Genomic DNA, 20829 nt, shown 5'->3' with positions numbered 1-20829 from the left:
GGCCGGATGCGTCTCCCGCAGCGCGATCTGCGGCAGCGCGGGTCGGGGATCACCGCAGCTGCGGCAGGACCTCCTCGGCGACGACGCGCAGGATCCGCTCGTGTGCGACCGCGTCGCCGTTCGCCGGCAGGGTGACGACGAGCTCGTCCGTCGCGGTCACGGCGGGATCCGCGGCGAGGGCGTCGACGATCTCCGCGACCCCGCCCGCGACCACCTTGCTGAAGCGGAACGGCGGCCCGGAGCGCGGTCGGCCCTCGTCGTCCATGCCGCTCGCGTACCCGGTCAGGAACTCCTCGTGCACCGCGCGGTCGTGGTCGTCGAGGAGCGGGACCACGATGCGGCCGACGGCGACCTTCGCGGTCCGGTCCGGGTGCTGCGCCGCGAAGCGCTCCCGGTACGCCGCGATCTGCGCCGCCTGAGCGACGGCGAACGGCTCGCCCGTGTCCTCGGTGTTCAGGGTCGAGCAGTGCAGCAGCAGGCCCTTGTCCGCCGTGCGCTCGGCCGTCCCGAGGCTGCCCCCGCCCCACCAGACGCGGTCGAGCAGGCCGTGGCTCTGCGGCTGCAGCGTCAGCTCGGTGTCGGCAGGGATGCTCTCGTAGCCCTTGCCCGAGGTCCCGAGCGGCTCGCCACGCAACACCTCGAGCAGCCGAGCGGCCCGGGCCTCGGCCTCGTCGCGGAAGCTCCGTTCGGTACTGCCGAACACCGGGTCCAGGATCGGCCCGTACCCGGCGATGCCCGTGCTGATGCCGAGCTGCACGCGGCCGCCGCTCAGCAGGTCGACCGTGCTGGCGTCCTCGGCCAGGCGCACCGGGTCCTCGTAGCGCATGCCGAGCACGGCCGTGCCGAAGCTGATCGAGCTCGTGCGCTGGGCCGCGGCGGCGAAGAAGGTCATGGGGCTGGTGAGGAACGGCTCGAAGTGTCGGCCGCGCACCCAGCCGGTGCCGTAGCCGAGGGACTCGGCGGTCTCGAAGAGCCGCAGGCCGTCCTCGAGGGCGCCGGCAGCGCCGGCCGGTCCGCCGTGGTTCGGGACGAAGGAGAGGAATCCGAGTTCGCGCACGTCTCGAGTGTATGCATGCGCATCCACACGCCGGCCGGGAGGATCGTGGCGGGGCCGGCCCCGATCCTTCAGTCCGTCTGCTGGTCACCACCCACCTGGGAGGATGGACGCATGACCGACGTCACCACCGTCCCGCCGCTCGTCGCCGCCCTGCCGGCGGCGGTCGACGGCGCCGTCGACCCGGACGCGGTCTACGAGGCCTTCGCCGACTGGGCCGCCTCGGGCGGCCGCCCGCTCTACCCGGCGCAGGACGAGGCGGTCATCGAGCTCGTCTCCGGCGCGAACGTCGTGCTCAGCACGCCGACCGGCACCGGGAAGTCGCTCGTCGCGGCCGGCGCGCACTTCGCGGCGCTCGCCGAGGGGAAGCGGAGCTACTACACCGCCCCGATCAAGGCGCTCGTGTCCGAGAAGTTCTTCCAGCTCGTCGACCTGTTCGGCGCGCAGAACGTCGGGATGGTCACCGGCGACTCGAGCGTCAACGCCGACGCCCCGATCGTGTGCTGCACGGCCGAGATCCTCGCGAACCTCGCTCTGCGACAGGGTCCGGACGCCGAGGTCGACGTCGTCGTGATGGACGAGTTCCACTTCTACGGGGACCTTGACCGCGGGTGGGCGTGGCAGGTGCCGCTGCTCGTGCTCGAGCGGGCGCAGTTCCTGCTCATGTCGGCGACCCTCGGCGACGTGACGACCATCGCCGACGACCTGTCCCGGCGGACCGGACGCCCGACCGCACGGGTGACCGGTGTCTCGCGGCCGGTGCCGCTGTCCTACGAGTACGTCATGACGCCCGTGCAGGAGACCGTCGAACGGCTGCTCGAGGAGGGCAAGGCGCCGGTCTACATCGTGCACTTCTCGCAGGCGGCGGCGCTCGAGCGGGCGCAGGCCCTGATGTCCGTGCGCGTCGCCGATCGTGCTCGTCGGGACGAGATCGCCGACGCGATCGCGCAGTTCCGGTTCAGCGCCGGGTTCGGGCAGACGCTGTCCCGCCTCATCCGCGCCGGCATCGGTGTGCACCACGCGGGCATGCTGCCGAAGTACCGGCGGCTCGTCGAGCAGCTCGCCCAGCGCGGCCTGCTGCCGGTGATCTGCGGCACCGACACCCTGGGCGTCGGGATCAACGTGCCGATCCGGTCGGTGCTGCTGACCGGGCTGACGAAGTTCGACGGCACGAAGATGCGACAGTTGTCCGCGCGCGAGTTCCACCAGGTCGCCGGACGCGCCGGTCGCGCGGGCTACGACACCGAGGGCGACGTCGTCGCCGAGGCCCCCGAGCACGAGATCGAGAACGCCCGCGCCGTCGCCAAGGCCGGGGACGACCCGAAGAAGAAGAACAAGGTCAAGAAGAAGAAGGCGCCGGAGGGGTTCGTCTCGTGGGGACAGGCGTCCTTCGAGCGGCTCATCGCGGCGGAGCCCGAGCCGATGGTGTCGCGGATGCGGATCACGCACGCGATGGTGCTCGCCGTCGTCGCGCGCGGGGGCTCACCGTTCGACGAGGTCCGCGCGCTCGTGTTCGAGAACCACGAGCCGCGGGCACGCCAGTACGCGCTGGCCCGGCGCGCGCTCACCATCGCGCGGACGCTGGTCAACGCGCGGGTCATCGAGCGGGTGGACGGCGTGTACCGGCTGGCGGTCGACCTGCAGCAGAACTTCGCGCTCAACCAGCCGCTGTCGCCGTTCGCGCTGGCCGCGTTCGAGTTGCTCGACCCCGAGTCGCCCACGTACGCGCTGGACATGGTCTCGATCGTCGAGGCGACCCTCGACGACCCGCGGGCGATCCTGTCGCAGCAGCAGTTCAAGGAGCGCGGCGAGGCCGTCGCCCGGATGAAGCAGGAGGGGATCGAGTACGAGGAGCGGATGGAGCTGCTCGAGGAGGTCACCTGGCCGAAGCCGCTCGCTTCGCTGTTGGAAGCTGCATACGAGGCCTACGCCGCCGAGCAGCCGTGGGTGCTCGACTTCGCGCTGTCGCCGAAGGCCGTCGTCCGTGACCTGTACGAGCGGGCGATGACGTTCGGGGACTTCGTACGGTTCTACGACCTCACCCGCTCCGAGGGGCTCGTGCTCCGGTACCTGTCCGACGCGTACCGGACCATGCGGCAGACCATCGCCGAGGAGCAGCGAACGCCCGAGCTCGAGGCCCTGATCGAGTGGCTCGGCGAGGTCGTGCGGCAGACGGACTCCTCGCTCGTCGACGAGTGGGAGGCGCTCGTCAACGGCGACGTCGCTCGTGCCGAGGCAGAAGCCGGCTCGTCCTCCACGGGCGAGATCGTCCCGCCGCAGCCCGCGCGCCTGACCGGGAACCCGCGGGCGTTCCGGGTGCTCGTGCGGAACGCGCTGTTCCAGCGGGTGCTGCTCGCGGCGGCGGACGACCCGGCGGGACTCGGGGTGCTCGACGGTGCCGCCGGGTTCGGGCGGGACGAGTGGGACGCGGTGCTCGAGGAGTACTACGACGCGCACGACACGATCGGCACGGACGCGGACGCGCGGTCGATGCAGTACCTGGTGCTGTCCGAGGAGGGACGGACGTGGCGCGCACGGCAGATCTTCGCCGACCCGGCGGGTGACAAGGACTTCGGGTTCTCGGCGACGATCGACCTCGACGCGTCGGACGCCGCGGGCGAGGCCGTCGTCCGGGTCACCGAGATCGGCCGGTTCGACGGCTGGACGGACGTGGACGTCGACTGATGTGCGCGGTCACCGATCCGGTCTTCCGGTCGCTCGACGGCGACGCTGACGTCGCCGCGCTGCAGGACCTGCTCGAGTCCGCGCCGGACTACACCGAGCGGATCACCGGGTACCCGCCCGGGCCGTCGGACGCCCTGAGCGCGCTGATCAGCGTGCCCGAGGGCTTCGACCCGGTGGGCAAGCACGGTTGGGGGCTGTTCGACGGGGACCGGCTCGTGGCGTTCGCGGACGTGCTGCTCGGCTACCCGGACCCGGGGGCGGCCTTCGTCGGACTGCTGCTCGTCCGCGGGGACCGGCAGGGGCAGGGACTCGGCCGCGCGCTGCACGAGGCCGTCGTCGACCGGGTGCGCTCGGTGCCGGGGGTCGGCCGGCTGCGGCTCGGGATCGTCGCGACGAACGCTGCCGTCGCGGAGCCGTTCTGGCGGGCGCTCGGCTACACGCCCACCGGGGAGACGAAGCCGTACCGGTACGACCGCCTGGAGAGCACCGTCGCCCTGTGGGAACGTCCACTCTGACGGACGGGTACGTTCGACGGCAGCCCGGACAGCCGGGTCCGTCGAGAGGAACTCCCATGCGCATCGGATCGAGCATCGCCCTGATCGTCATCGGCGCCATCGTGGCGTTCGCCCTGAACATCCAGCTCGCCGGGGTCGACCTGCGCCTGATCGGGTACATCCTGATGGCCGCGGGCGTCGTGCTGCTCATCATCAGCCTGGCCGTCGGGTTCGGCGGTCGCCGGACGACCACCACGACGCGGTCCGGGATCGACCCGGCGTCGGGGGAGCAGATCACCCGCCAGGACCGGCGCGACGGGACGTACTGACCGCGCTGCGACCGGTTCGCCGGTCGTGTCGGTCCGGTGGTCGCCTCGGTCCGGTTCTAGAACAGGGTCGCGGGCGGTTCGACCTGCACCGGCTCGGGTGCCGGGTCGACCTGCTTGCCCGGCCATCCCGGGCCCGTCGGGACCTCGGTGTGGTTCTGGTACGCGGTCGCGGCACCGCGGGCACGGACGTCCGCGGCCTCGTTCATCTCGTGGCCGACGTGCCCGCGGACCCACTCGAACGTGACCTTGCGGCCCTGCAGCTCGGCGTCGAGCTCCTTGATGATCTCGACGTTCAGGACGGGCTTGCCGTCGGCCTTCCGCCAGCCCTTCCGCTTCCACCCGGCGAGCCACTCGGTGCACGCCTTGATCGCGTACTGGCTGTCGCACAGGATGTGGAGCGGCTCGCCGGTGTCCTTCGTCGCGCGGAGCAGCTGCAGGACGGCGGTGAGCTCACCGATGTTGTTCGTGGCACGAGGCCAACCGCCGGCGGCCCAGCGGTCGTCGTCGACGTACCATGCCCAGCCGGCCGGACCGGGGTTGCCGAGGGCGGATCCGTCTGCGGCGGCGACGATCGTCACGGGGTGACCTCCAGGATGGCGCGGGTGCGGGGTCGAGCGTAACGGACCGGGCGGTGCCGCCGTGGTCAGCGTCCGGCGGGGTCGAGGTTCAGGTCGGTGTCCTCGTACAACCAGCCGTTGCCGTGCACCCGCATCGTGGGGTTCAACCACCGGAGCTGCGCCAGGGTCAGGCCGAAGCGCTTCGCGACCGTGGTCTGGTCGTCGCCGTGGGACACCCGGTACGACGTCGGCACACCGCTGCCGGGCGAGGTGAGCTTGTCGCCCGCCGCGTCGAAGACCCACCCGTAGGCGCCGGCACGGGCGGCGCCGACCTGGACGTGCAGGTCCGGGTACGGACTCGGGATGTGCCACTGCAGGGTCGCCGCCGCCAGGACGCTCCCGACCCACGGACGGTCCGCGTCGATCGGAGTGTCCGAGTCGTCGGTGTCGGCTACCTGCGTGGTCGCCGCGGGCACGAGGACGACGCTGTGCAGCCAGTCGGGGAAGGACCCGGCGTCGGAGAGGCTGATCGACGTGGGCGCCGGGGCGTCCGCCTGCCAGGTCGTCGAGGCGACCGACTCCCAGTCGAACCCGTCACCGGGCGAGGCAACCGACCGGCGGAACTCGACCGTCATCGGCTGGGGGTTCGTCGTGCGGTAGCCGGAGAGCTGCGCGTCGAAGGTGCCGGCGTCGTCCGCCACGACGCGCACGTGCACGGCGGTGTCGCCGGACTTCGAGACGAGGTCCGTCTCGGCGACGCCGGTGCCCGCGGGGACCGCCTGCTTCGTCACGACCTGCTGAGCGGTGCCGTCAGTTCCGGTGCCGCTGCCGTCCGTGCCGCTGTCCGGGCGCGCCGATGCGCTCGGTGCCGCGTGCCCGGTGGGCTTCGGCAGCGGGTCGTCCCCGCCGAACACCGAGCAACCGGTGAGCACCAGCGCCGTCACCCCCGCGATCGCGATCGATGCTGTGACCGTCCTGCGTCCCATGTCGGACCCCCTCGCGACGACCGTAGTGGAGCGGGAAGCGGATCACGAGCGCCGTGACCGAACCGGTACCGGAGGTCACCGGCCTACTGTGCAGCCCATGAGCGACAGCATCCCGGACGCACCCGGCCCCGAAGCCTCCGACGACCGTGCACGGAGCGACGCGCTCCGCGACGCCGCGCACCACGAGGGCGCCGACGGCGTGAGCGCGTCCGAGCAGGAGGCCGCGGACACGTCCTACAGTCCGTCGAGCGAGCGGGAGACCGTGGCGGCGCAGACGGACCAGCGCAGCCGCGAGGACCTGGAGGCGGACGGCATCGATCCGTCCCGCGTCGTGGCCGCGCCCGGCACCGGTGGGGCCGACGACGCCGGCGACGTCGAGCCCGAGCCGGGCGACCTGCACCTGCCCTGGCAGTCCGAGGAGGACCGCGAGGGCTGAGCGAGGCCGGGCCCGGCCGGGCCCGCTAGGAGACGGTGTCCGGGTGGGAGCCGGTGCGCTGCCCGGACTCGAGCGTGTCGATCGCCGCGAGGTCGTCCTCGGTCAGCACGAACCCGTCGACGTCGAGGTTCGACCAGATCCGCGCGGGCGTGACCGACTTCGGCAGCACCACCACGCCCTGCTGCACGTTCCACCGGACGAGCACCTGCGCGACGCTGACCCCGTGCGCGTCCGCGATGCCCGTGAGCACCGGTTCGTCGACGAGCCGACCGCGGCCGAGCGGTGACCACGCCCCCGTGGCGATGTCGTGCTGCTCGTGGAACGCGATGAGCTCGCGCTGGGGCAGCCACGGGTGCCGTTCGACCTGGTTGAGCGCGGGGACCTCGCCGGTCTCGTCGATCAGCCGCTGCAGGTGCGGCACCTGGAAGTTCGAGACGCCGACGCTCCGCGCACGGCCCTGCTCTCGCAGTTCGACCAGCGTCCGCCAGGTCTCGACGTAGCGGTCGTTCGCAGCGGCCGGCCAGTGGATGAGGTACAGGTCGACCGTGTCGGTCCCCAGCCGCTCGAGACTCGCGTCGAACGCCCGCAGCGTCGCGTCGCGCCCCTGGTGGTCGTTCCACACCTTGGTGGTCACGAAGACGTCGTCACGGTCGAGCCCGGAGGCATGGATCGCCTTGCCGACACCGGCTTCGTTGCCGTACATCTCGGCGGTGTCGACGTGCCGGTAGCCGGCGTCGAGCGCGAGACCGACCGCCGTCTCGGCCTGGGCGTCGTCGACCTTGTAGACGCCGAAGCCGATCGCGGGGATGCTGCGGCCGTCGCGGAGGGGGATCGAGGTGACCATGCACCCATCCTGCCGGGCGCGGTCGGTGTGCCGCCGCCCGCTGGCCTTGGATGTTCACATCGCACTCGGGAGTGGATCAGCGTCCAGTATGCAGTATTTCCTGGTCCCCGATGAAAGGAACTCCCATGAAGATGTCCCGCGTGCTCTGCGCCACCACCGGCCTCGCCCTCACGCTCGGCGCCGCCGTCCTCGGTGCCGTCCCGGCCGGTGCCGCGACGATCACCCCGACCGCCGTCAGCTCGGCGACCTCCGCCGACGCGGGTGCCCACACCTTCGGTGCGGTGGAGGTGACCTCGAGTACCGCTCGTGACGGGGTCGTCACGGTCTCGGGCACCGTCCACGACGCGTCGTACGCGAACAAGACCGTCCAGATCGCAGCGGGTGCCGGCTGGCAGGGCTCTGCGACCGTCGGCGCGGACGGTTCCTTCACCGTGTCCACCCCCTCCGCACAGGCGGAGTACGTCCTGCGGTTCGGCAAGCAGCTCACGCCGACGCTGTTCGTGCCGACCGGCTCGCAGATCCAGTGGTACGCAGTGCAGGCGCCCGCCGACACCGTCACGACGGCCTCTGCCCGGTCCAGCGTCGCCGAGCCGTCGCGTCCGACGGTGTTCACGGTCGACGGCCAGTACGCGGACCAGACCGAGGACGAGCAGGGGGACCCGGAGGACATCTGGGTGTTCTCCGGTCACGCCACGCGCACGGCGGACGTCTTCTCGCGCGCTGCCGGCACCCTGCACGTCTCCGCGTTCGACGGCTCCGAGACCCGCGAGGTCAGCTCGCAGGAAGTGGCCGCCGGCAGCCGGACGGCCCTGCAGCTGACCCTGCCCGACGGAGCCTCGTTCGCCGAGTACACGCTCGTGGTCGAGGACGGCGGGCAGCAGTCAGCGGCCTACCGGTTCATCCTCCAGGAGGTCTGACCGAGACCCTGTCCCGACGACGGAAGGGGCGGAGCCGCACGGCTCCGCCCCTTCCGCCGTCTGCCGTCGCTCTCGTCAGCTCGGCAGCGTCACCGGCTCCGTGTCGGGAATGGGGCTCGCGTCGCGGCCGCGCAGGTCGGGCAGCCACCGCTTCGCGACGAGCGGCAGGACCACGCCGGCCGCCGCCATCACCGCGCCGACGGTCATGCCGCCCGAGGGACCGTTCGCGTCGATGAGGAACCCGGCCACCGCCGATCCGCCCGCGGCGCCGATGAGCTGCCCGGTGCCCATCCAGCCGTAGGCCTCTGCCGTGTCGGAGAACTTCACGGTCGCGGACACCGAGCCGAACATCACCGCGAGGGCCGGGGCGATGCCGGCGCCGGCGATCACGAGCGCCAGGCAGAGCCACCAGAAGTTCGTGCCGCCCACGGCCAGCGCGAGTCCGACGAACACGATGCACATGCGCGCCCACAGGGTGTTCGGGGAGATCGGACGGTGCCCGAGCGCGAGCCCGCCCGCGAGCGACCCGACGGCGAACACCGCGAGGACGATGCCGGCGTTCGGGCTGCCCTCGCCGAAGACGCTCGTGACACTGGCCTCGACCGCGGCGCACGCACCGATGAGCAGCAGGCCGGTCAGGGTCGCCACGACGACCGAGGGGCGGCGCAGCACGACGCCGAACGCACGCTTCGAGCGGGGGATGCGGACGCGGCCGAGCTCGGGGGAGGCGATGAACCACACGCCGCCGACGACCAGGAACACCATCGCCACGACGATCGCCTGCACGGTGCCGACCTGCGTCGCGACGAACGTCGTGATGACCGGGCCGGCGACCCAGATGAGCTCCTGCGCGCTGGCGTCCAGGGAGAACAGGGGCGTGAGCTGCGACGAGGTCACCATCTTGGGGTAGATGGTGCGCACCGCCGGCTGCACGGGCGGGACCGCGAGGCCGCCGAGGAACCCGACGACCACGTACGCCCAGAGCGGCATGGTGGCGAACGCGACGACGCCCATGCTGAGCAGCGCGACGATGCTCGTCAGCACCAGGACCGGCCGCATGCCCCAGCTGCCCATCCACCGGCTGGTGAGCGGACCGGCGATGGCCTGGCCGATGCTCGTCGTCGCGAGCACGAGCCCGGCGGCGCCGTACGAGTGGAAGACGTGCTCGACGTGCAGCAGGTACGCGAGCGAGAGCATGCCGAACGGGAACCGCGCGGTGAGCTGCGCTGCGATGACGCGACCGACTCCGGGGGTCTTCAGCAGGGGTCCGTAGGCACTCACGAGACGAGTGTACGGACCGGACGGACGGGGCCGTCACCCGTCCGGGGGTGCTGTGGACGAGCGGCCTCCGGAGGCCCGTGTGGAGGACCGTCCGCGACACGCCGACGCGCTGATTCCACACATGTGGATCGAGGCTGTCCACCGGTGTGGGGAAGTGTCGGTGGTGGGCCGCAGACTGGCGTGATTCCGGGCCTCCCGGGAATCCACAGACTGTGGAGGGCGTTGTGGAGAACTACACGGCTGTAACACTTCCTCTTGTGGTCGGTTCCTCGGCCAGCCACTAGATGTAGTGTGGAGCCACCGCAGCGGCCCCTTCCCGGACACGTCTGCGCAGGTGCCAGCGGGCAGGTGCAAGCGGCACCCGACACCAGCACCACTCCACAGCACGAACAACCAGCAAGAACCAGGGGAGATCATGGCCGTCACCGTCTACACCAAGCCGTCCTGCGTCCAGTGCACCGCGACGTACCGCGCGCTCGACAACAAGGGCATCCAGTACGAGGTGCTCGACGTCTCCGCCGACGAAGCCGCACTCGAGCACGTCAAGAGCCTCGGCTACATGCAGGCCCCCGTCGTCGTCACCGACGACGACCACTGGTCGGGCTTCCGTCCCGACAAGATCGCGACGCTCAGCGCCGAACTCGCGTGAGCCGTGCGGGTCCCGTCCCGGGACCCGCACCTCCGCCGGCCTGGAGGCACGCAGCGCCTCCGACAGGCCACTCCTGATCTGCTGTCCGCACCTCTCACAAGGAGCGCGCACATGAGTCGCCTCGTCTACTTCTCGAGCGTGTCCGGGTACACCGCACGCTTCGTCGAGAAGCTCGGCCGTGACGCGGACCGCATCCCGCTCTACCCGAACGAACCGTTCCTGCGCGTGGACGAGCCGTACGTGCTCGTCCTGCCGACGTACGGCGGCGGCAACGGGCAGGGCGCGGTGCCCAAGCAGGTCATCAAGTTCCTCAACGACGAACAGAACCGCTCGCTCATCCGCGGAGTGGTCGTCGGGGGCAACACGAACTTCGGCGAGGCCTACGGCCTGGCCGGGGACGTCATCGCACAGAAGTGCGGCGTCCCTCTCCTCTACAGGTTCGAACTCTTCGGAACGCCGGACGACGTCCGCGCGGTCAACTCAGGATTGGATGCATTTTGGACGCAGCAGTTGCAGACGTCGATCTGACGTCGCCGCAGACGGGGATGGACTACCACTCCCTCAACGCGATGCTCAACCTCTACGACGCGGACGGGAACATCCAGTTCGACAAGGACCGTGAGGCCGCGAAGCAGTTCTTCCTGCAGCACGTCAACCAGAACACCGTCTTCTTCCACAACCTGAAGGAGCGGCTGGACTACCTGGTCGAGAACGAGTACTACGAAGCGGCGACGATCGAGCAGTACTCGCTCGAGTTCATCCAGAAGCTCAACGACCTGGCGTACTCCAAGAAGTTCCGGTTCCAGACGTTCCTCGGTGCGTTCAAGTACTACACGAGCTACACGCTCAAGACGTTCGACGGCAAGCGCTACCTGGAGCGCTTCGAGGACCGCGTCGTGATGACGGCCCTCGGCCTGGCGCAGGGCAACGAGCAGCTCGCGATCGACCTCGTCGAGGAGATCATCGCCGGCCGCTTCCAGCCCGCGACCCCGACGTTCCTCAACACCGCGAAGGCGCAGCGCGGCGAGCTCGTGTCCTGCTTCCTCCTCCGCATCGAGGACAACATGGAGTCGATCTCGCGCGGCATCAACTCCTCGCTGCAGCTCTCGAAGCGCGGCGGCGGCGTGGCACTGCTGCTCTCCAACATCCGCGAAGCCGGCGCCCCGATCAAGCAGATCGAGAACCAGTCCTCGGGCATCATCCCCGTGATGAAGCTGCTGGAAGACTCCTTCTCGTACGCGAACCAGCTCGGTGCGCGTCAGGGTGCCGGTGCCGTCTACCTGTCGGCCCACCACCCCGACATCATGAAGTTCCTCGACACCAAGCGCGAGAACGCCGACGAGAAGATCCGCATCAAGACGCTGTCGCTCGGCGTCGTCGTGCCGGACATCACGTTCGAGCTCGCGAAGAACAACGAGGACATGTACCTGTTCTCGCCGTACGACGTCGAGAAGGTCTACGGGATGCCCTTCGGCGACGTCCCGATCTCCGAGAACTACCGCGCGATGGTCGACGACTCGCGCATCAAGAAGACGAAGATCAAGGCGCGTGACTTCTTCACGACCATCGCCGAGATCCAGTTCGAGTCGGGTTACCCGTACATCGTGTTCGAGGACACGGTGAACAAGGCCAACCCGATCAAGGGTCGGATCAACATGTCCAACCTGTGCTCGGAGATCCTGCAGGTCAACACGCCGACCACCTTCAACGAGGACCTGTCGTACAAGGAGATCGGCAAGGACATCTCCTGCAACCTCGGCTCGCTGAACATCGCGCTGACGATGGACTCGCCGGACTTCGGCAAGACCATCGAGACCGCGATCCGCGGCCTGACCTCGGTCTCGCAGATGTCGCACATCTCGTCGGTCCGCTCGGTCGAGGACGGCAACGACAAGTCGCACGCCATCGGCCTCGGCCAGATGAACCTGCACGGCTACCTGGCTCGTGAGCGCGTCTTCTACGGCTCCGAAGAGGGCATCGACTTCACGAACATCTACTTCTACACGGTGCTGTTCCACGCCCTGCGCGCCTCGAACAACATCGCGATCGAGACGGGGGAGACCTTCGACGGCTTCCGTGACTCGAAGTACGCGTCGGGCGAGTTCTTCGACAAGTACACCGACCAGGAGTGGACGCCGGCGACCGAGCGTGTCCGCGAGCTCTTCGCGAACGCGAACGTGACGATCCCGACGCAGGACGACTGGAAGGCGCTGAAGGCGTCCGTCCAGGAGCACGGCATCTACAACCAGAACCTGCAGGCCGTCCCGCCGACCGGTTCGATCTCGTACATCAACCACTCGACGTCGTCGATCCACCCGATCGCGTCGAAGATCGAGATCCGCAAGGAAGGCAAGCTCGGCCGCGTCTACTACCCGGCGCCGTTCATGACGAACGACAACCTGGACTACTACCAGGACGCGTACGAGATCGGTGCCGAGAAGATCATCGACACGTACGCCGCGGCGACGCAGCACGTCGACCAGGGCCTGTCGCTGACGCTGTTCTTCAAGGACACCGCCACCACCCGCGACATCAACAAGGCCCAGATCTACGCATGGCGCAAGGGCATCAAGACGATCTACTACATCCGTCTGCGCCAGCTCGCCCTCGAGGGCACCGAGGTCGAGGGCTGCGTCAGCTGCATGCTGTAGCGGTCGGTCGCTGACGCGACTGCCCACATCCTGGAGGCACAGGGCGGGCCCCGCCCCGTGCCTCCAGTCCGACACCAGATCACCATCTCGAATCCGGAAGACGATCCCATGACCCTCACCGACCCGGTCCACGCAACGGGCAAGTCCATCCCGCTGATCAGCGCGGTCAGTGCCATCAACTGGAACCGCATCCAGGACGACAAGGACGTCGAGGTCTGGAACCGGCTGGTCAACAACTTCTGGCTGCCCGAGAAGGTGCCGCTGTCGAACGACGTGCAGTCGTGGAACACGCTCACGCCCGAGGAGCAGCAGCTGACCATGCGGGTGTTCACCGGCCTGACGCTGCTCGACACCATCCAGGGCACCGTCGGCGCGATCAGCCTGATCCCCGACGCGATCACCCCGCACGAAGAAGCCGTCTACACGAACATCGCGTTCATGGAGTCGGTGCACGCGAAGAGCTACTCGTCGATCTTCTCGACGCTCGCCTCGACGCCCGAGATCGACGACGCATTCCGCTGGTCCACGGAGAACCCGAACCTGCAGAAGAAGGCGCAGATCGTCCTCGACTACTACACCGGTGACGACCCCCTGAAGCGCAAGGTCGCGTCGACGCTACTCGAGTCGTTCCTGTTCTACTCCGGCTTCTACCTGCCGATGTACTGGTCCTCGCGGGCGAAGCTCACCAACACCGCCGACCTGATCCGCCTGATCATCCGCGACGAAGCCGTCCACGGGTACTACATCGGCTACAAGTTCCAGAAGGGCCTGGAGGGCGCTTCCGAGGAGCGCAAGCAGGAGATCAAGGACTACACGTTCAACCTGCTGTTCGAGCTCTACGAGAACGAGGTGCAGTACACGCAGGACCTGTACGACGGTGTCGGGCTGACCGAGGACGTCAAGAAGTTCCTGCACTACAACGCCAACAAGGCGCTGATGAACCTGGGCTACGAGCCGATGTTCCCGAAGGAGACGACGGACGTGAACCCGGCGATCCTTTCGGCCCTGTCGCCGAACGCGGACGAGAACCACGACTTCTTCTCGGGGTCCGGCTCGTCGTACGTCATCGGCAAGGCCGTCGTGACGGAGGACGAGGACTGGGACTTCTGATCCTGGTCTGACTCGTGTGGGGACGCCCCGCTGGCTTCGGCCGGCGGGGCGTTCTTGCGCTTCGGCGGCGTCCGTCTGGCGTGCCCGCATTGAGACCGATCGCGGACGGGTCATCTGAGACAGATGCTGTTGTTCACGGAGGAGAAGTGGTCGTGCGTCCGGTGAAGGACCGGCTATCGAGACACGTTGACGAGATCGAAGTACTGCGCGATGCGGCGAGCTACTGACAGCGCATCTAACCTGTCCGTGGCGATCGCGACTTCATCCAAGTCAGCTGCGGTGAGACGCTGGGTGAGGTCCTCCCAGCGGTCAACGTGCCAGCGTAGCTCGGTCTGTCGGGAGGAGTCGTAGCGTGCCCGCAGGCGTGCCTCGGCAGTTGATCGCTGCGCGGTCAGGCGGACAGATCGAAGCGGCAGCGCGACGGCTTCTGAGTATCGATGCTTGTCGGCTTCGTTGGCGATCACGCCGCTCATGACGAGCTGGCGCGGTCCGGCGGTCTTGTAGTTCGCCCACACGGCAGCGATGTTCCTCGCCTCGATGACCTGGTTCTGCGGGTCGGAGGCGGCAACGGGAGAGGACCGATGAAACCAGTCGACGTCGATCAGACTGAAAGGGCGCCCCTCGGCTGCGAGCAGGTTGCCGATGTGATCGAGAACGGTTGTCTTGCCAGCGCCGTAGGAGCCGTTGATGAAGATCGCAAACGAGGCTTCCATCCGCGGACTCTACGGGTGTGCCGTTGAAGCTGTCCCAGGGTTCGAGTAGTACCCCGGATGGGGATCGGTTGACGAGACAGCCCCTCTGAGCCATGTTCGTGGGATGCCTGAGTGGAACGGTCTTCAGATCCCGGTGACTGATCTCCGTCTTGTGTTCGATCGGATCCTTCAGCACGTCGAACATGCGAACGGGGAGTCGGTCGTGCTGCGTGAGGACTACTTCTACTCGTTGCCCGCTCCGGGACTGTACGACGTGTCGAGCGATCCACCCGAGGCCACGATCGGGCAGCTGACCGAGTCGTGGGACAACCTGACGTCAGCGCCGGCCGCCGATCGGACGTTGAACTGGGAACTCGTTTGGCTGGGCGACGTCCTACGAGCCATCGGGCATCTTCTGCCCGAGGGCGAGCAGCGTTCGACAGACCGGTAGCCGATCGGTGAGCGGACGGTCTTCGCTCATGACCTTGGGCTGAGCGATGTGCCGCCGGTGGTGGCGTCGATATGCAGGACCGGACGGGCATTGTTCTGCCCCTCGGGACGGATGATGACGTCCTTCCTGACCACCGAACTCACCAGCCGAAGAAGACGGATGAGACTGTCGACGGCCTCGTCATCGCCCATCTCCCGGAGGTCGAAGTCGAACTCGATCGGTGCGCCCCAACCGAGGAAAAAGTTCACCTGCACCCCGTCGCTCGGCCACACAGAAAGGGTCTGTCCCACGCCGCTCGCTCCGGGTCCGACTGTGCGGGTCCACGCAGCACTCCCGAGAGCGTCGCGCAGGGGAGCAATGTCGGCGTCGGAGGAACTGACGACCTCCCCGTCAGGCAGGACCAACGGCGCGAGATCATCGGCTTCCTGGAAGGCCCGACGAAACGCGGCAGCGGTGATTCGATCGTCCACTCCGTGACACTCTCAACACGAAGCGCTGAGCGCAAAGCGTTCGCGAAGAACGTCTCGTCGAGGTCACGTCGGTCCATTACGTTCGGGGAGCCGCGAAGGTCGATCACGTGTACGGCGGGCGGCAAGCACTTCGATCTGTGGGACGCGCTGCAGTCCCTGTTGCAGTGACGCCTCTCCGCCGGCCGTGCACGCAACCACCGCTCCGCCGTGCAGCCACTTCCGTGCCGCCACGACGTGGAGCGTGTCCGTTCGCCGGTCGGCAAGCGGACGTCGGAGAGGGCAGCGGCGAGGGCCGTCTGTGAGTAGCGGATCGTCTCATTCACCGATGGTTCATCGGGACCGCCAGCATCACCCTGAGTACCGTCGAATCGACAACTACCGAGGCGAATGGGACTGTAGCTGTGTGGCAACGATGTCGAAGCGCGCCAAGGGCTGGGTCTTCATCTGGGTCAGCCTGCTGTTTCCCGCGATGGCGATCAGCACGCTCGTCTTCGGGGCGCTCGGCGACCCGGACCGTTCCGACTGGCTCATCTGGACGGTGGTGATCGTGCTCCTGTCGGCAGTCATCGTCGTTGCGTACATCTGGGTGTTCCGCAGCATGCGCGCTCTCCGAGCGCCGGATCGTGGCGGCCGATAAGCCACCGGCCACACCGCGCGCGTGAGCATCGTGTCATACCAGCAACCAAAGGGCGCAATCCAGCGTCTCGCCGCACCGTGGCGTCCGCTGCTCGGCAATCGCTACGCCGTCGAGATCGCGCGCAGGAAGCTCTCTTTCGCCATCGCGTTCCCCGCGCAACTCACGATCTGGGCGCTGGCTTGGGCCCTCGGGCTCATGCACATCGATCCGACCTGGATCTTCCCGGTCCTGATCATCGGGTCGGGCGCAGTGACGGTCGCGACGATCGTGCGCTTCGGCCGATTCGGTGCGCGGGTCCGGCGCGACCTCGCAGCTCACGACGTGCACGTACAGGAGCTCCTGGTCGCCCGACGACCAGACAACGTCCAGCAGTGGGCCGGCCGCAACCGTGTTGATCTCCACGTCGTCGCCCAGATCGGAGACGATCATCGCTGACAGCGATTCGCCCAGCCCTCTCCAACCGGCGCCAGAGCTGTCCGGTGATCGATCGGCCGTCGTACAGGCTGAACTCGGGACCTCACCATGCGACGCTGGCTACGTTCGACTTATGAGGAAGTCCACGTTCTGGCGCCCGGCGATCGTCGCCACGGCTTTCCTCGTGCTGGGCTTGGTGTCCCTCCTAACGCCGATGCGGACCGTGAGCACGGCACGAGGGTTCCCGACCTGGATCCTCGGCATCATCCTTCTCGCTGGCGGCGTGGGTCTGTGGATCGATGCACTGATCGGCCGTGCTCGAGTTCGCGATCGCGATCGCGATCGCGGCTGAGCTGGCTCGGCCGCGGCGCATCCGATCTGGCGGGGAAGGGTGCGACGCGCGTCCCGCTCCGCCCGCGGTCGATGACACCTCGAAGACTGCGCACCGGGCGCGAACTCGGCCGGCTGCTCCCGGTCGTCCTGAACCGTCCGACCTGTCATGCGAGCTTGCGGGGCGGACTCGCCCCGAGGCTCCAGGCCGTGACAGAGCCGGCCATGCGGCTCGCCGAACCGGCGTCGACTACCGCCCCCGCACCAACCCCGGGATCCGCTCCCGGAACGGGAAGAACCCCCGCGACGCGTACGGCCACGCTCGCCCGTCCCACTGCCGGCGGACGGTCACGAGCGCGACGCCCTCCGCGCCGAGCCGTGTGCGCAACAGGTCCAGGCGCTCCCGGACGGGGCCGATGGGCGCGTACGGGACGACCACCGTGTCCAGGTCCGCAGCGCCCACCCAGTCGAGGACGGCGGACGGCTCGATCGAGCTGAGCACCGTCGCATCGGTCGTCCGCGACGCAGCGTCCGCGACCGCACCGGCGGTGAAGGCCGTGACCGCGGTCGACACCTCGGCGGGGGAGCGCTGCCCGGGGTCCGCGGCCACGGCGACTGCGCGGATCGACGAAGCAAGGGACGGGTGCTCCGCGAGCAGGCTCTCGGGCTCCAGGTCCTCCTCGTGCAACAGCAGCCCGACGCGCTCGCCGATGCGGCCGTCGACGTCGTCGGACGGCACCGGGACCGCGGCCGGGAAGGGCTCCTCGTCGAGCGCTCGGGCCTCGGTCGCGAGGCCGGTCGGCGCGAAACGGCCGTCGGTGTACCGCGCGATGTTCTCCGTCGTCGCCAGGTACGTCTTCCCCCTGGTCTGCAGACCGGCGACCCAGCGCCACGACAGGGTGTTGGAGGCGGCGTCACCGTCGAGCAGGTGTCGGGAGAAGAAGTCGGCACCGAGCTGCCAGGGCAGCTCGAGGGTGAAGACCCAGATGCTCGCGAACCACATCCGCGTGTGGTTGTGCAGGTACCCGGTCTCGACGAGCTCACGCACCCACGCGTCCATCGCCTCGATCCCGGACCGCCCGGCGACCACGTCCTCGTAGTGCGCGGGCAGGTCGCCGGCGAGCAGGTCACGGACCTCTTCGCGGTAGCGGCGCCAGACCTCGGGACGCTGCTCGAGCCACCCCTTCCAGTAGGTGCGCCAGAAGACCTCCTGCACGAACTTCTCCGCGGTGTGCAGGCTGTGTCGCTCGAGCACGGCGTCGACGACCTCCTGCTCGGTGACGAGCCGGTGCCGGATGTACGGCGACAGACCGGACACGTTCGTCCGCGCGGGACCGGTGTCGTGGTTGCGGTCGCGCCGGTAGTCGGCGCCGGCGTGCGGGACGAACGCGCGCAGGGCGTCGAGGCCGGCTGCTCGGGTGGGCGTGGTCACCTCGCCATCCTGCGCCTGCCGGCGCCGGGGGAGCCGTGTGCCGGGGTGACACGGCTGGGACGCGAGCGGCGGGGCGGACGGCTGCCGTGCCTCCAGTCCGGCCTGGAGGCACGCATCCCGCGGGCGCGACGGCGCACGTCCGTCGTGTGGGCGCCTCCTACGACGCTCCGACGAGCAACCCGTACGCCACGAGTGCGGTCATGGCGCCGGGGAGCATCGCGATGATCGCGGCGGGGACCGCCCAGATCTGGTGCACCCACGGATGGCCGCCCGGCTTCGTGGAGGCCATCACCGCGAACGAGGTCGCGGACACCAGCACCGCCCACGCCGCGGTCATGGTGACGATCGCGCCGGGGTGGTCGCCTCCGCTGAGCACCGAGAGCGCGAGCGGGAGGAAGAACATCGCCGGCGGGAGGAGGAACCCGGTCGTGGCCACGACGCGGAAGGCCTTCCGGCGGCTGTTGAGCTCGGCGATGGTTCGCTGTTCTTGCGCCTGCTGGGCGGCGTCTGCTCCGCGCGGCAGACCTGCCTGGAGGTCCTGCTCGTCCACCATGTCGTCCTCGTGACGGTGCGCTTCAGGCCGGTGGCGTCGTGCCCGCGCCCTCGGTGTCGTCTGCCCCGGCCGGGCCGGTGCCTGCCTGGTCGAGGTTCTCGTGCGGGTCGCCCATGTCGCCGGTGGCCTTGCCGACGGGGGACAGTCCGAAGTGCTTGCGGGCGGCGTTCTCGTCGGCGAGGGACAGGGTGTTCCCGGCGCCGGTGGAGGGTGCGTCCTTGATCGCGCGCTTCGTGTACCCGACGTGCAGGTCCGAGCCGTCGAACGTGGCGTCCTCGACCGGGACGAGCACGGCGTGGCTGCCGAGGAGTCCGGTGGCGACGCTGATGAAGGCGGCGCTGCCGTCCTCGTCGGAGGGGAACACCTGTGCGACCTTGCCGACGGATGCGCCGTCGCGGTCTCGGACGGTCGCGTGCTCCACCTCGTGGATCTGGGCCTTGGTGATCATGCGTGTAGTCAACGCCCTCGGCCTGCTGCGGGCGTGTCAGTCTGCGCGTCCTCGAGACCGGTCCGATCCCCGAGCTCCGCTCGGTCTACCGCGCGGTGGGCAACAGGGATGGAGAGGAGTGCGCCGCCCAGGAGGACGACCGACACGACGATCACCGACGCGGGTGTGCGGAGCGCGGGCGCGACGATGCACACTGCGCAGCAGAGGATCGTGATCGCGCCCGAGATCAGCGTCGGAGGCAGCGCCGCTCGGTGCCCGGTCCGCCAGGCTTCGTCGCTGGACATCGTCACCCGCGTCCGGATGCCGGCGAGGTCGTTCCGACCGAGCTGTCCGTTCGCAGCCCGCCACGTCAACCACATCACGAGGACCGCTCCACCGATCTCGACGACGAGTGCGGACACCATTGCTCCAGGCATGGTGACGACGCTAGCGTGCTGGTACATGAACGGCAATGTTCCACGTGGTCAATGGCGGGCGAGCCTTCGGACGACCGACGGCTGGCAGTCCGTCCGCGAGCCCGCCGGACGGTACGCCGAGGCATCCTTGCTCGAGTGGGGGAGCATCACGAAGGGGCTCGTCGGGACGACGGCCGCGGTCACGCTCGAGCTCGGACGGCCGGTCGCGTCGTACCTGCCCGGCGTGCCCGACGGCGAGATGACGGTCGGTGATCTCGTCCGCCATACCTCTGGGCTGGCCCGGGTACCACCGACGATCCGTGACAGCCTCTTCCGTGACCCGTACCGACCGGCCGTCGGGGTGCCGCTGGACCTGACGACCGCGACGCCGGTGACGCCCAGGGGGCAGTACGTGTACTCGAACCTCGGGTACGCGCTCCTCGGGGCGGTCCTCGACGCGGTGCGCGGGAGCTGGTTCGACGCCGTGGAGGAGCAGGTCCTGCGCCCGGCGGGCATCGGTTCCGCGACACTGGTGCCGGCTGCATCGGAGCGCATCATGCCGAGGTTCCTCGGTCGCGCCATCCGACCGTGGGCGCTCGGTGAATCCTCGTTCGCATCGGCCGGCGGGGTCTGGTCGACCTTCGACGACCTCTGCCGCTACGGCGAGTGGGCGCTGGAACCGGGTGCACCGCCCACCCGCACGGTCAGCTGGCAGCGCGACGAGGGCTCTCGCTGGATCAACGGCGAAGTCCGGGCCGCGGGTGCGGTGATCGCCCGGGCAGCGGGAGTGACCGCCGTGGTGCACACGCTCGCGAAGGCGCCGTACGCAGCCAATGCGATCGCGGCGGCGCTCGTCGAACGGGAAGCGCTGCGCGCGAGAGACGCTTGATCCCGATCGACACGACCGACCCGTCGAGGTCGAGGCAGCTGGACGGACGGGACGGCCGGTCGTTGGGTAGTGTCGGGAACCAACTTGCGAGCCACACGGGGGTGTGCGTGACGATGGCGTTCGAT

Annotated in this window: 25 protein-coding genes; 14 read left to right on the top strand and 11 right to left on the bottom strand. The window is 69.1% G+C overall.

What is annotated here, in order from left to right; genetic code table 11:
* Positions 1-49: 49 nt before the first annotated feature.
* Positions 50-1057 carry an LLM class flavin-dependent oxidoreductase gene (locus tag LQK89_RS14075; RefSeq protein ID WP_231049490.1) on the bottom strand — a complete coding sequence of 336 codons (1008 nt, stop codon included), beginning with the start codon at positions 1055-1057 and terminating at the stop codon, positions 50-52.
* 111 nt (positions 1058-1168) lie between these two features.
* On the opposite strand from LQK89_RS14075, the gene LQK89_RS14070 reads away from it, so the two are divergent.
* The 3 genes from LQK89_RS14070 to LQK89_RS14060 are packed head-to-tail and all read left to right on the top strand — an operon-like array spanning position 1169 to position 4562.
* The gene (locus LQK89_RS14070) at positions 1169-3739 is read left to right on the top strand and encodes a DEAD/DEAH box helicase (protein WP_231049489.1); all 2571 of its coding nucleotides are present in this window, start codon (positions 1169-1171) and stop codon (positions 3737-3739) included.
* A complete protein-coding gene (locus LQK89_RS14065) occupies positions 3739-4254 on the top strand; it encodes a GNAT family N-acetyltransferase (protein WP_231049488.1) in 516 nt (171 codons plus the stop codon). Before LQK89_RS14070 ends, LQK89_RS14065 begins: the two co-directional genes overlap by 1 nt.
* Positions 4255-4310: 56 nt before the next feature.
* Positions 4311-4562: a DUF6458 family protein gene (locus LQK89_RS14060; RefSeq protein WP_204621833.1), complete on the top strand. Its 252-nt coding sequence runs from the start codon at positions 4311-4313 to the stop codon at positions 4560-4562.
* A 56-nt stretch (positions 4563-4618) separates the two neighbouring features.
* Here LQK89_RS14060 and LQK89_RS14055 read toward each other — a convergent pair whose 3' ends face one another.
* Both LQK89_RS14055 and LQK89_RS14050 read right to left on the bottom strand, forming a co-directional pair.
* Positions 4619-5140, bottom strand: a complete 522-nt coding sequence (locus LQK89_RS14055; protein ID WP_114851414.1) for a ribonuclease H family protein — start codon at positions 5138-5140, stop codon at positions 4619-4621.
* Between the two features lie 65 nt (positions 5141-5205).
* On the bottom strand, positions 5206-6105 hold the full coding sequence (locus LQK89_RS14050) for a hypothetical protein (protein ID WP_231049487.1): 900 nt from the start codon (positions 6103-6105) through the stop codon (positions 5206-5208).
* Between the two features lie 97 nt (positions 6106-6202).
* Here LQK89_RS14050 and LQK89_RS14045 point away from each other — a divergent pair, with 97 nt between their 5' ends.
* Complete coding sequence (locus tag LQK89_RS14045) at positions 6203-6541, top strand: hypothetical protein (RefSeq protein ID WP_114851412.1); 339 nt, start codon at positions 6203-6205, stop codon at positions 6539-6541.
* A gap of 25 nt (positions 6542-6566) precedes the next feature.
* Here LQK89_RS14045 and LQK89_RS14040 read toward each other — a convergent pair whose 3' ends face one another.
* Complete coding sequence (locus LQK89_RS14040; protein WP_231049486.1) at positions 6567-7385, bottom strand: aldo/keto reductase; 819 nt, start codon at positions 7383-7385, stop codon at positions 6567-6569.
* Positions 7386-7510: 125 nt separating this feature from the next.
* Between LQK89_RS14040 and LQK89_RS14035 the strand changes: the two genes are divergently transcribed.
* Complete coding sequence (locus LQK89_RS14035) at positions 7511-8302, top strand: hypothetical protein (RefSeq protein WP_231049485.1); 792 nt, start codon at positions 7511-7513, stop codon at positions 8300-8302.
* Between the two features lie 75 nt (positions 8303-8377).
* On the opposite strand, the gene LQK89_RS14030 is transcribed toward LQK89_RS14035, so the two are convergent.
* The gene (locus tag LQK89_RS14030) at positions 8378-9583 is read right to left on the bottom strand and encodes an MFS transporter (protein WP_175325660.1); all 1206 of its coding nucleotides are present in this window, start codon (positions 9581-9583) and stop codon (positions 8378-8380) included.
* Between the two features lie 415 nt (positions 9584-9998).
* Here LQK89_RS14030 and nrdH point away from each other — a divergent pair, with 415 nt between their 5' ends.
* The 4 genes from nrdH to nrdF all read left to right on the top strand — a co-directional run bounded on the left by nrdH (position 9999) and on the right by nrdF (position 13993).
* The gene (nrdH, locus tag LQK89_RS14025) at positions 9999-10232 is read left to right on the top strand and encodes a glutaredoxin-like protein NrdH (RefSeq protein ID WP_058727719.1); all 234 of its coding nucleotides are present in this window, start codon (positions 9999-10001) and stop codon (positions 10230-10232) included.
* A gap of 111 nt (positions 10233-10343) precedes the next feature.
* Positions 10344-10760, top strand: a complete 417-nt coding sequence (nrdI, locus tag LQK89_RS14020) for a class Ib ribonucleoside-diphosphate reductase assembly flavoprotein NrdI (protein WP_058741109.1) — start codon at positions 10344-10346, stop codon at positions 10758-10760.
* A gap of 17 nt (positions 10761-10777) precedes the next feature.
* Complete coding sequence (gene nrdE, locus LQK89_RS14015; protein ID WP_083519825.1) at positions 10778-12883, top strand: class 1b ribonucleoside-diphosphate reductase subunit alpha; 2106 nt, start codon at positions 10778-10780, stop codon at positions 12881-12883.
* Positions 12884-12991: 108 nt separating this feature from the next.
* The gene (gene nrdF, locus LQK89_RS14010; protein ID WP_058725585.1) at positions 12992-13993 is read left to right on the top strand and encodes a class 1b ribonucleoside-diphosphate reductase subunit beta; all 1002 of its coding nucleotides are present in this window, start codon (positions 12992-12994) and stop codon (positions 13991-13993) included.
* 173 nt (positions 13994-14166) lie between these two features.
* On the opposite strand, the gene LQK89_RS14005 is transcribed toward nrdF, so the two are convergent.
* On the bottom strand, positions 14167-14706 hold the full coding sequence (locus LQK89_RS14005) for an AAA family ATPase (RefSeq protein ID WP_231049484.1): 540 nt from the start codon (positions 14704-14706) through the stop codon (positions 14167-14169).
* 103 nt (positions 14707-14809) lie between these two features.
* On the opposite strand from LQK89_RS14005, the gene LQK89_RS14000 reads away from it, so the two are divergent.
* Positions 14810-15136: a hypothetical protein gene (locus tag LQK89_RS14000; protein WP_231049483.1), complete on the top strand. Its 327-nt coding sequence runs from the start codon at positions 14810-14812 to the stop codon at positions 15134-15136.
* A gap of 26 nt (positions 15137-15162) precedes the next feature.
* Here LQK89_RS14000 and LQK89_RS13995 read toward each other — a convergent pair whose 3' ends face one another.
* Positions 15163-15606, bottom strand: a complete 444-nt coding sequence (locus LQK89_RS13995; RefSeq protein WP_231049482.1) for a hypothetical protein — start codon at positions 15604-15606, stop codon at positions 15163-15165.
* A gap of 403 nt (positions 15607-16009) precedes the next feature.
* Here LQK89_RS13995 and LQK89_RS13990 point away from each other — a divergent pair, with 403 nt between their 5' ends.
* From LQK89_RS13990 to LQK89_RS13980, 3 genes are all read left to right on the top strand, one after another.
* Positions 16010-16243: a hypothetical protein gene (locus LQK89_RS13990; protein WP_231049481.1), complete on the top strand. Its 234-nt coding sequence runs from the start codon at positions 16010-16012 to the stop codon at positions 16241-16243.
* A gap of 30 nt (positions 16244-16273) precedes the next feature.
* Entirely contained in the window at positions 16274-16678 is a 405-nt protein-coding gene (locus LQK89_RS13985; RefSeq protein WP_231049480.1) for a hypothetical protein, read from the top strand.
* A gap of 112 nt (positions 16679-16790) precedes the next feature.
* Positions 16791-17009: a hypothetical protein gene (locus LQK89_RS13980; RefSeq protein ID WP_231049479.1), complete on the top strand. Its 219-nt coding sequence runs from the start codon at positions 16791-16793 to the stop codon at positions 17007-17009.
* A 228-nt stretch (positions 17010-17237) separates the two neighbouring features.
* Here LQK89_RS13980 and LQK89_RS13975 read toward each other — a convergent pair whose 3' ends face one another.
* The 4 genes from LQK89_RS13975 to LQK89_RS13960 all read right to left on the bottom strand — a co-directional run bounded on the left by LQK89_RS13975 (position 17238) and on the right by LQK89_RS13960 (position 19836).
* On the bottom strand, positions 17238-18419 hold the full coding sequence (locus LQK89_RS13975; RefSeq protein WP_231049478.1) for an FAD-binding domain-containing protein: 1182 nt from the start codon (positions 18417-18419) through the stop codon (positions 17238-17240).
* A gap of 157 nt (positions 18420-18576) precedes the next feature.
* Positions 18577-18972, bottom strand: a complete 396-nt coding sequence (locus tag LQK89_RS13970) for a hypothetical protein (protein WP_231049477.1) — start codon at positions 18970-18972, stop codon at positions 18577-18579.
* 22 nt (positions 18973-18994) lie between these two features.
* A complete protein-coding gene (locus tag LQK89_RS13965; RefSeq protein ID WP_231049476.1) occupies positions 18995-19420 on the bottom strand; it encodes a PRC-barrel domain-containing protein in 426 nt (141 codons plus the stop codon).
* A gap of 8 nt (positions 19421-19428) precedes the next feature.
* Positions 19429-19836 carry an SdpI family protein gene (locus LQK89_RS13960; protein ID WP_231049475.1) on the bottom strand — a complete coding sequence of 136 codons (408 nt, stop codon included), beginning with the start codon at positions 19834-19836 and terminating at the stop codon, positions 19429-19431.
* Here LQK89_RS13960 and LQK89_RS13955 point away from each other — a divergent pair.
* Positions 19835-20704: a serine hydrolase domain-containing protein gene (locus tag LQK89_RS13955; RefSeq protein ID WP_231049474.1), complete on the top strand. Its 870-nt coding sequence runs from the start codon at positions 19835-19837 to the stop codon at positions 20702-20704. The genes LQK89_RS13960 and LQK89_RS13955 overlap by 2 nt on opposite strands.
* The last annotated feature ends 125 nt before the right edge of the window (positions 20705-20829 follow it).

It is taken from the genome of Curtobacterium sp. C1 (assembly GCF_021049325.1).
In the GTDB taxonomy this organism is placed as follows: domain Bacteria; phylum Actinomycetota; class Actinomycetes; order Actinomycetales; family Microbacteriaceae; genus Curtobacterium; species Curtobacterium citreum.
This window is presented reverse-complemented; position numbering and strand designations above follow the sequence as displayed.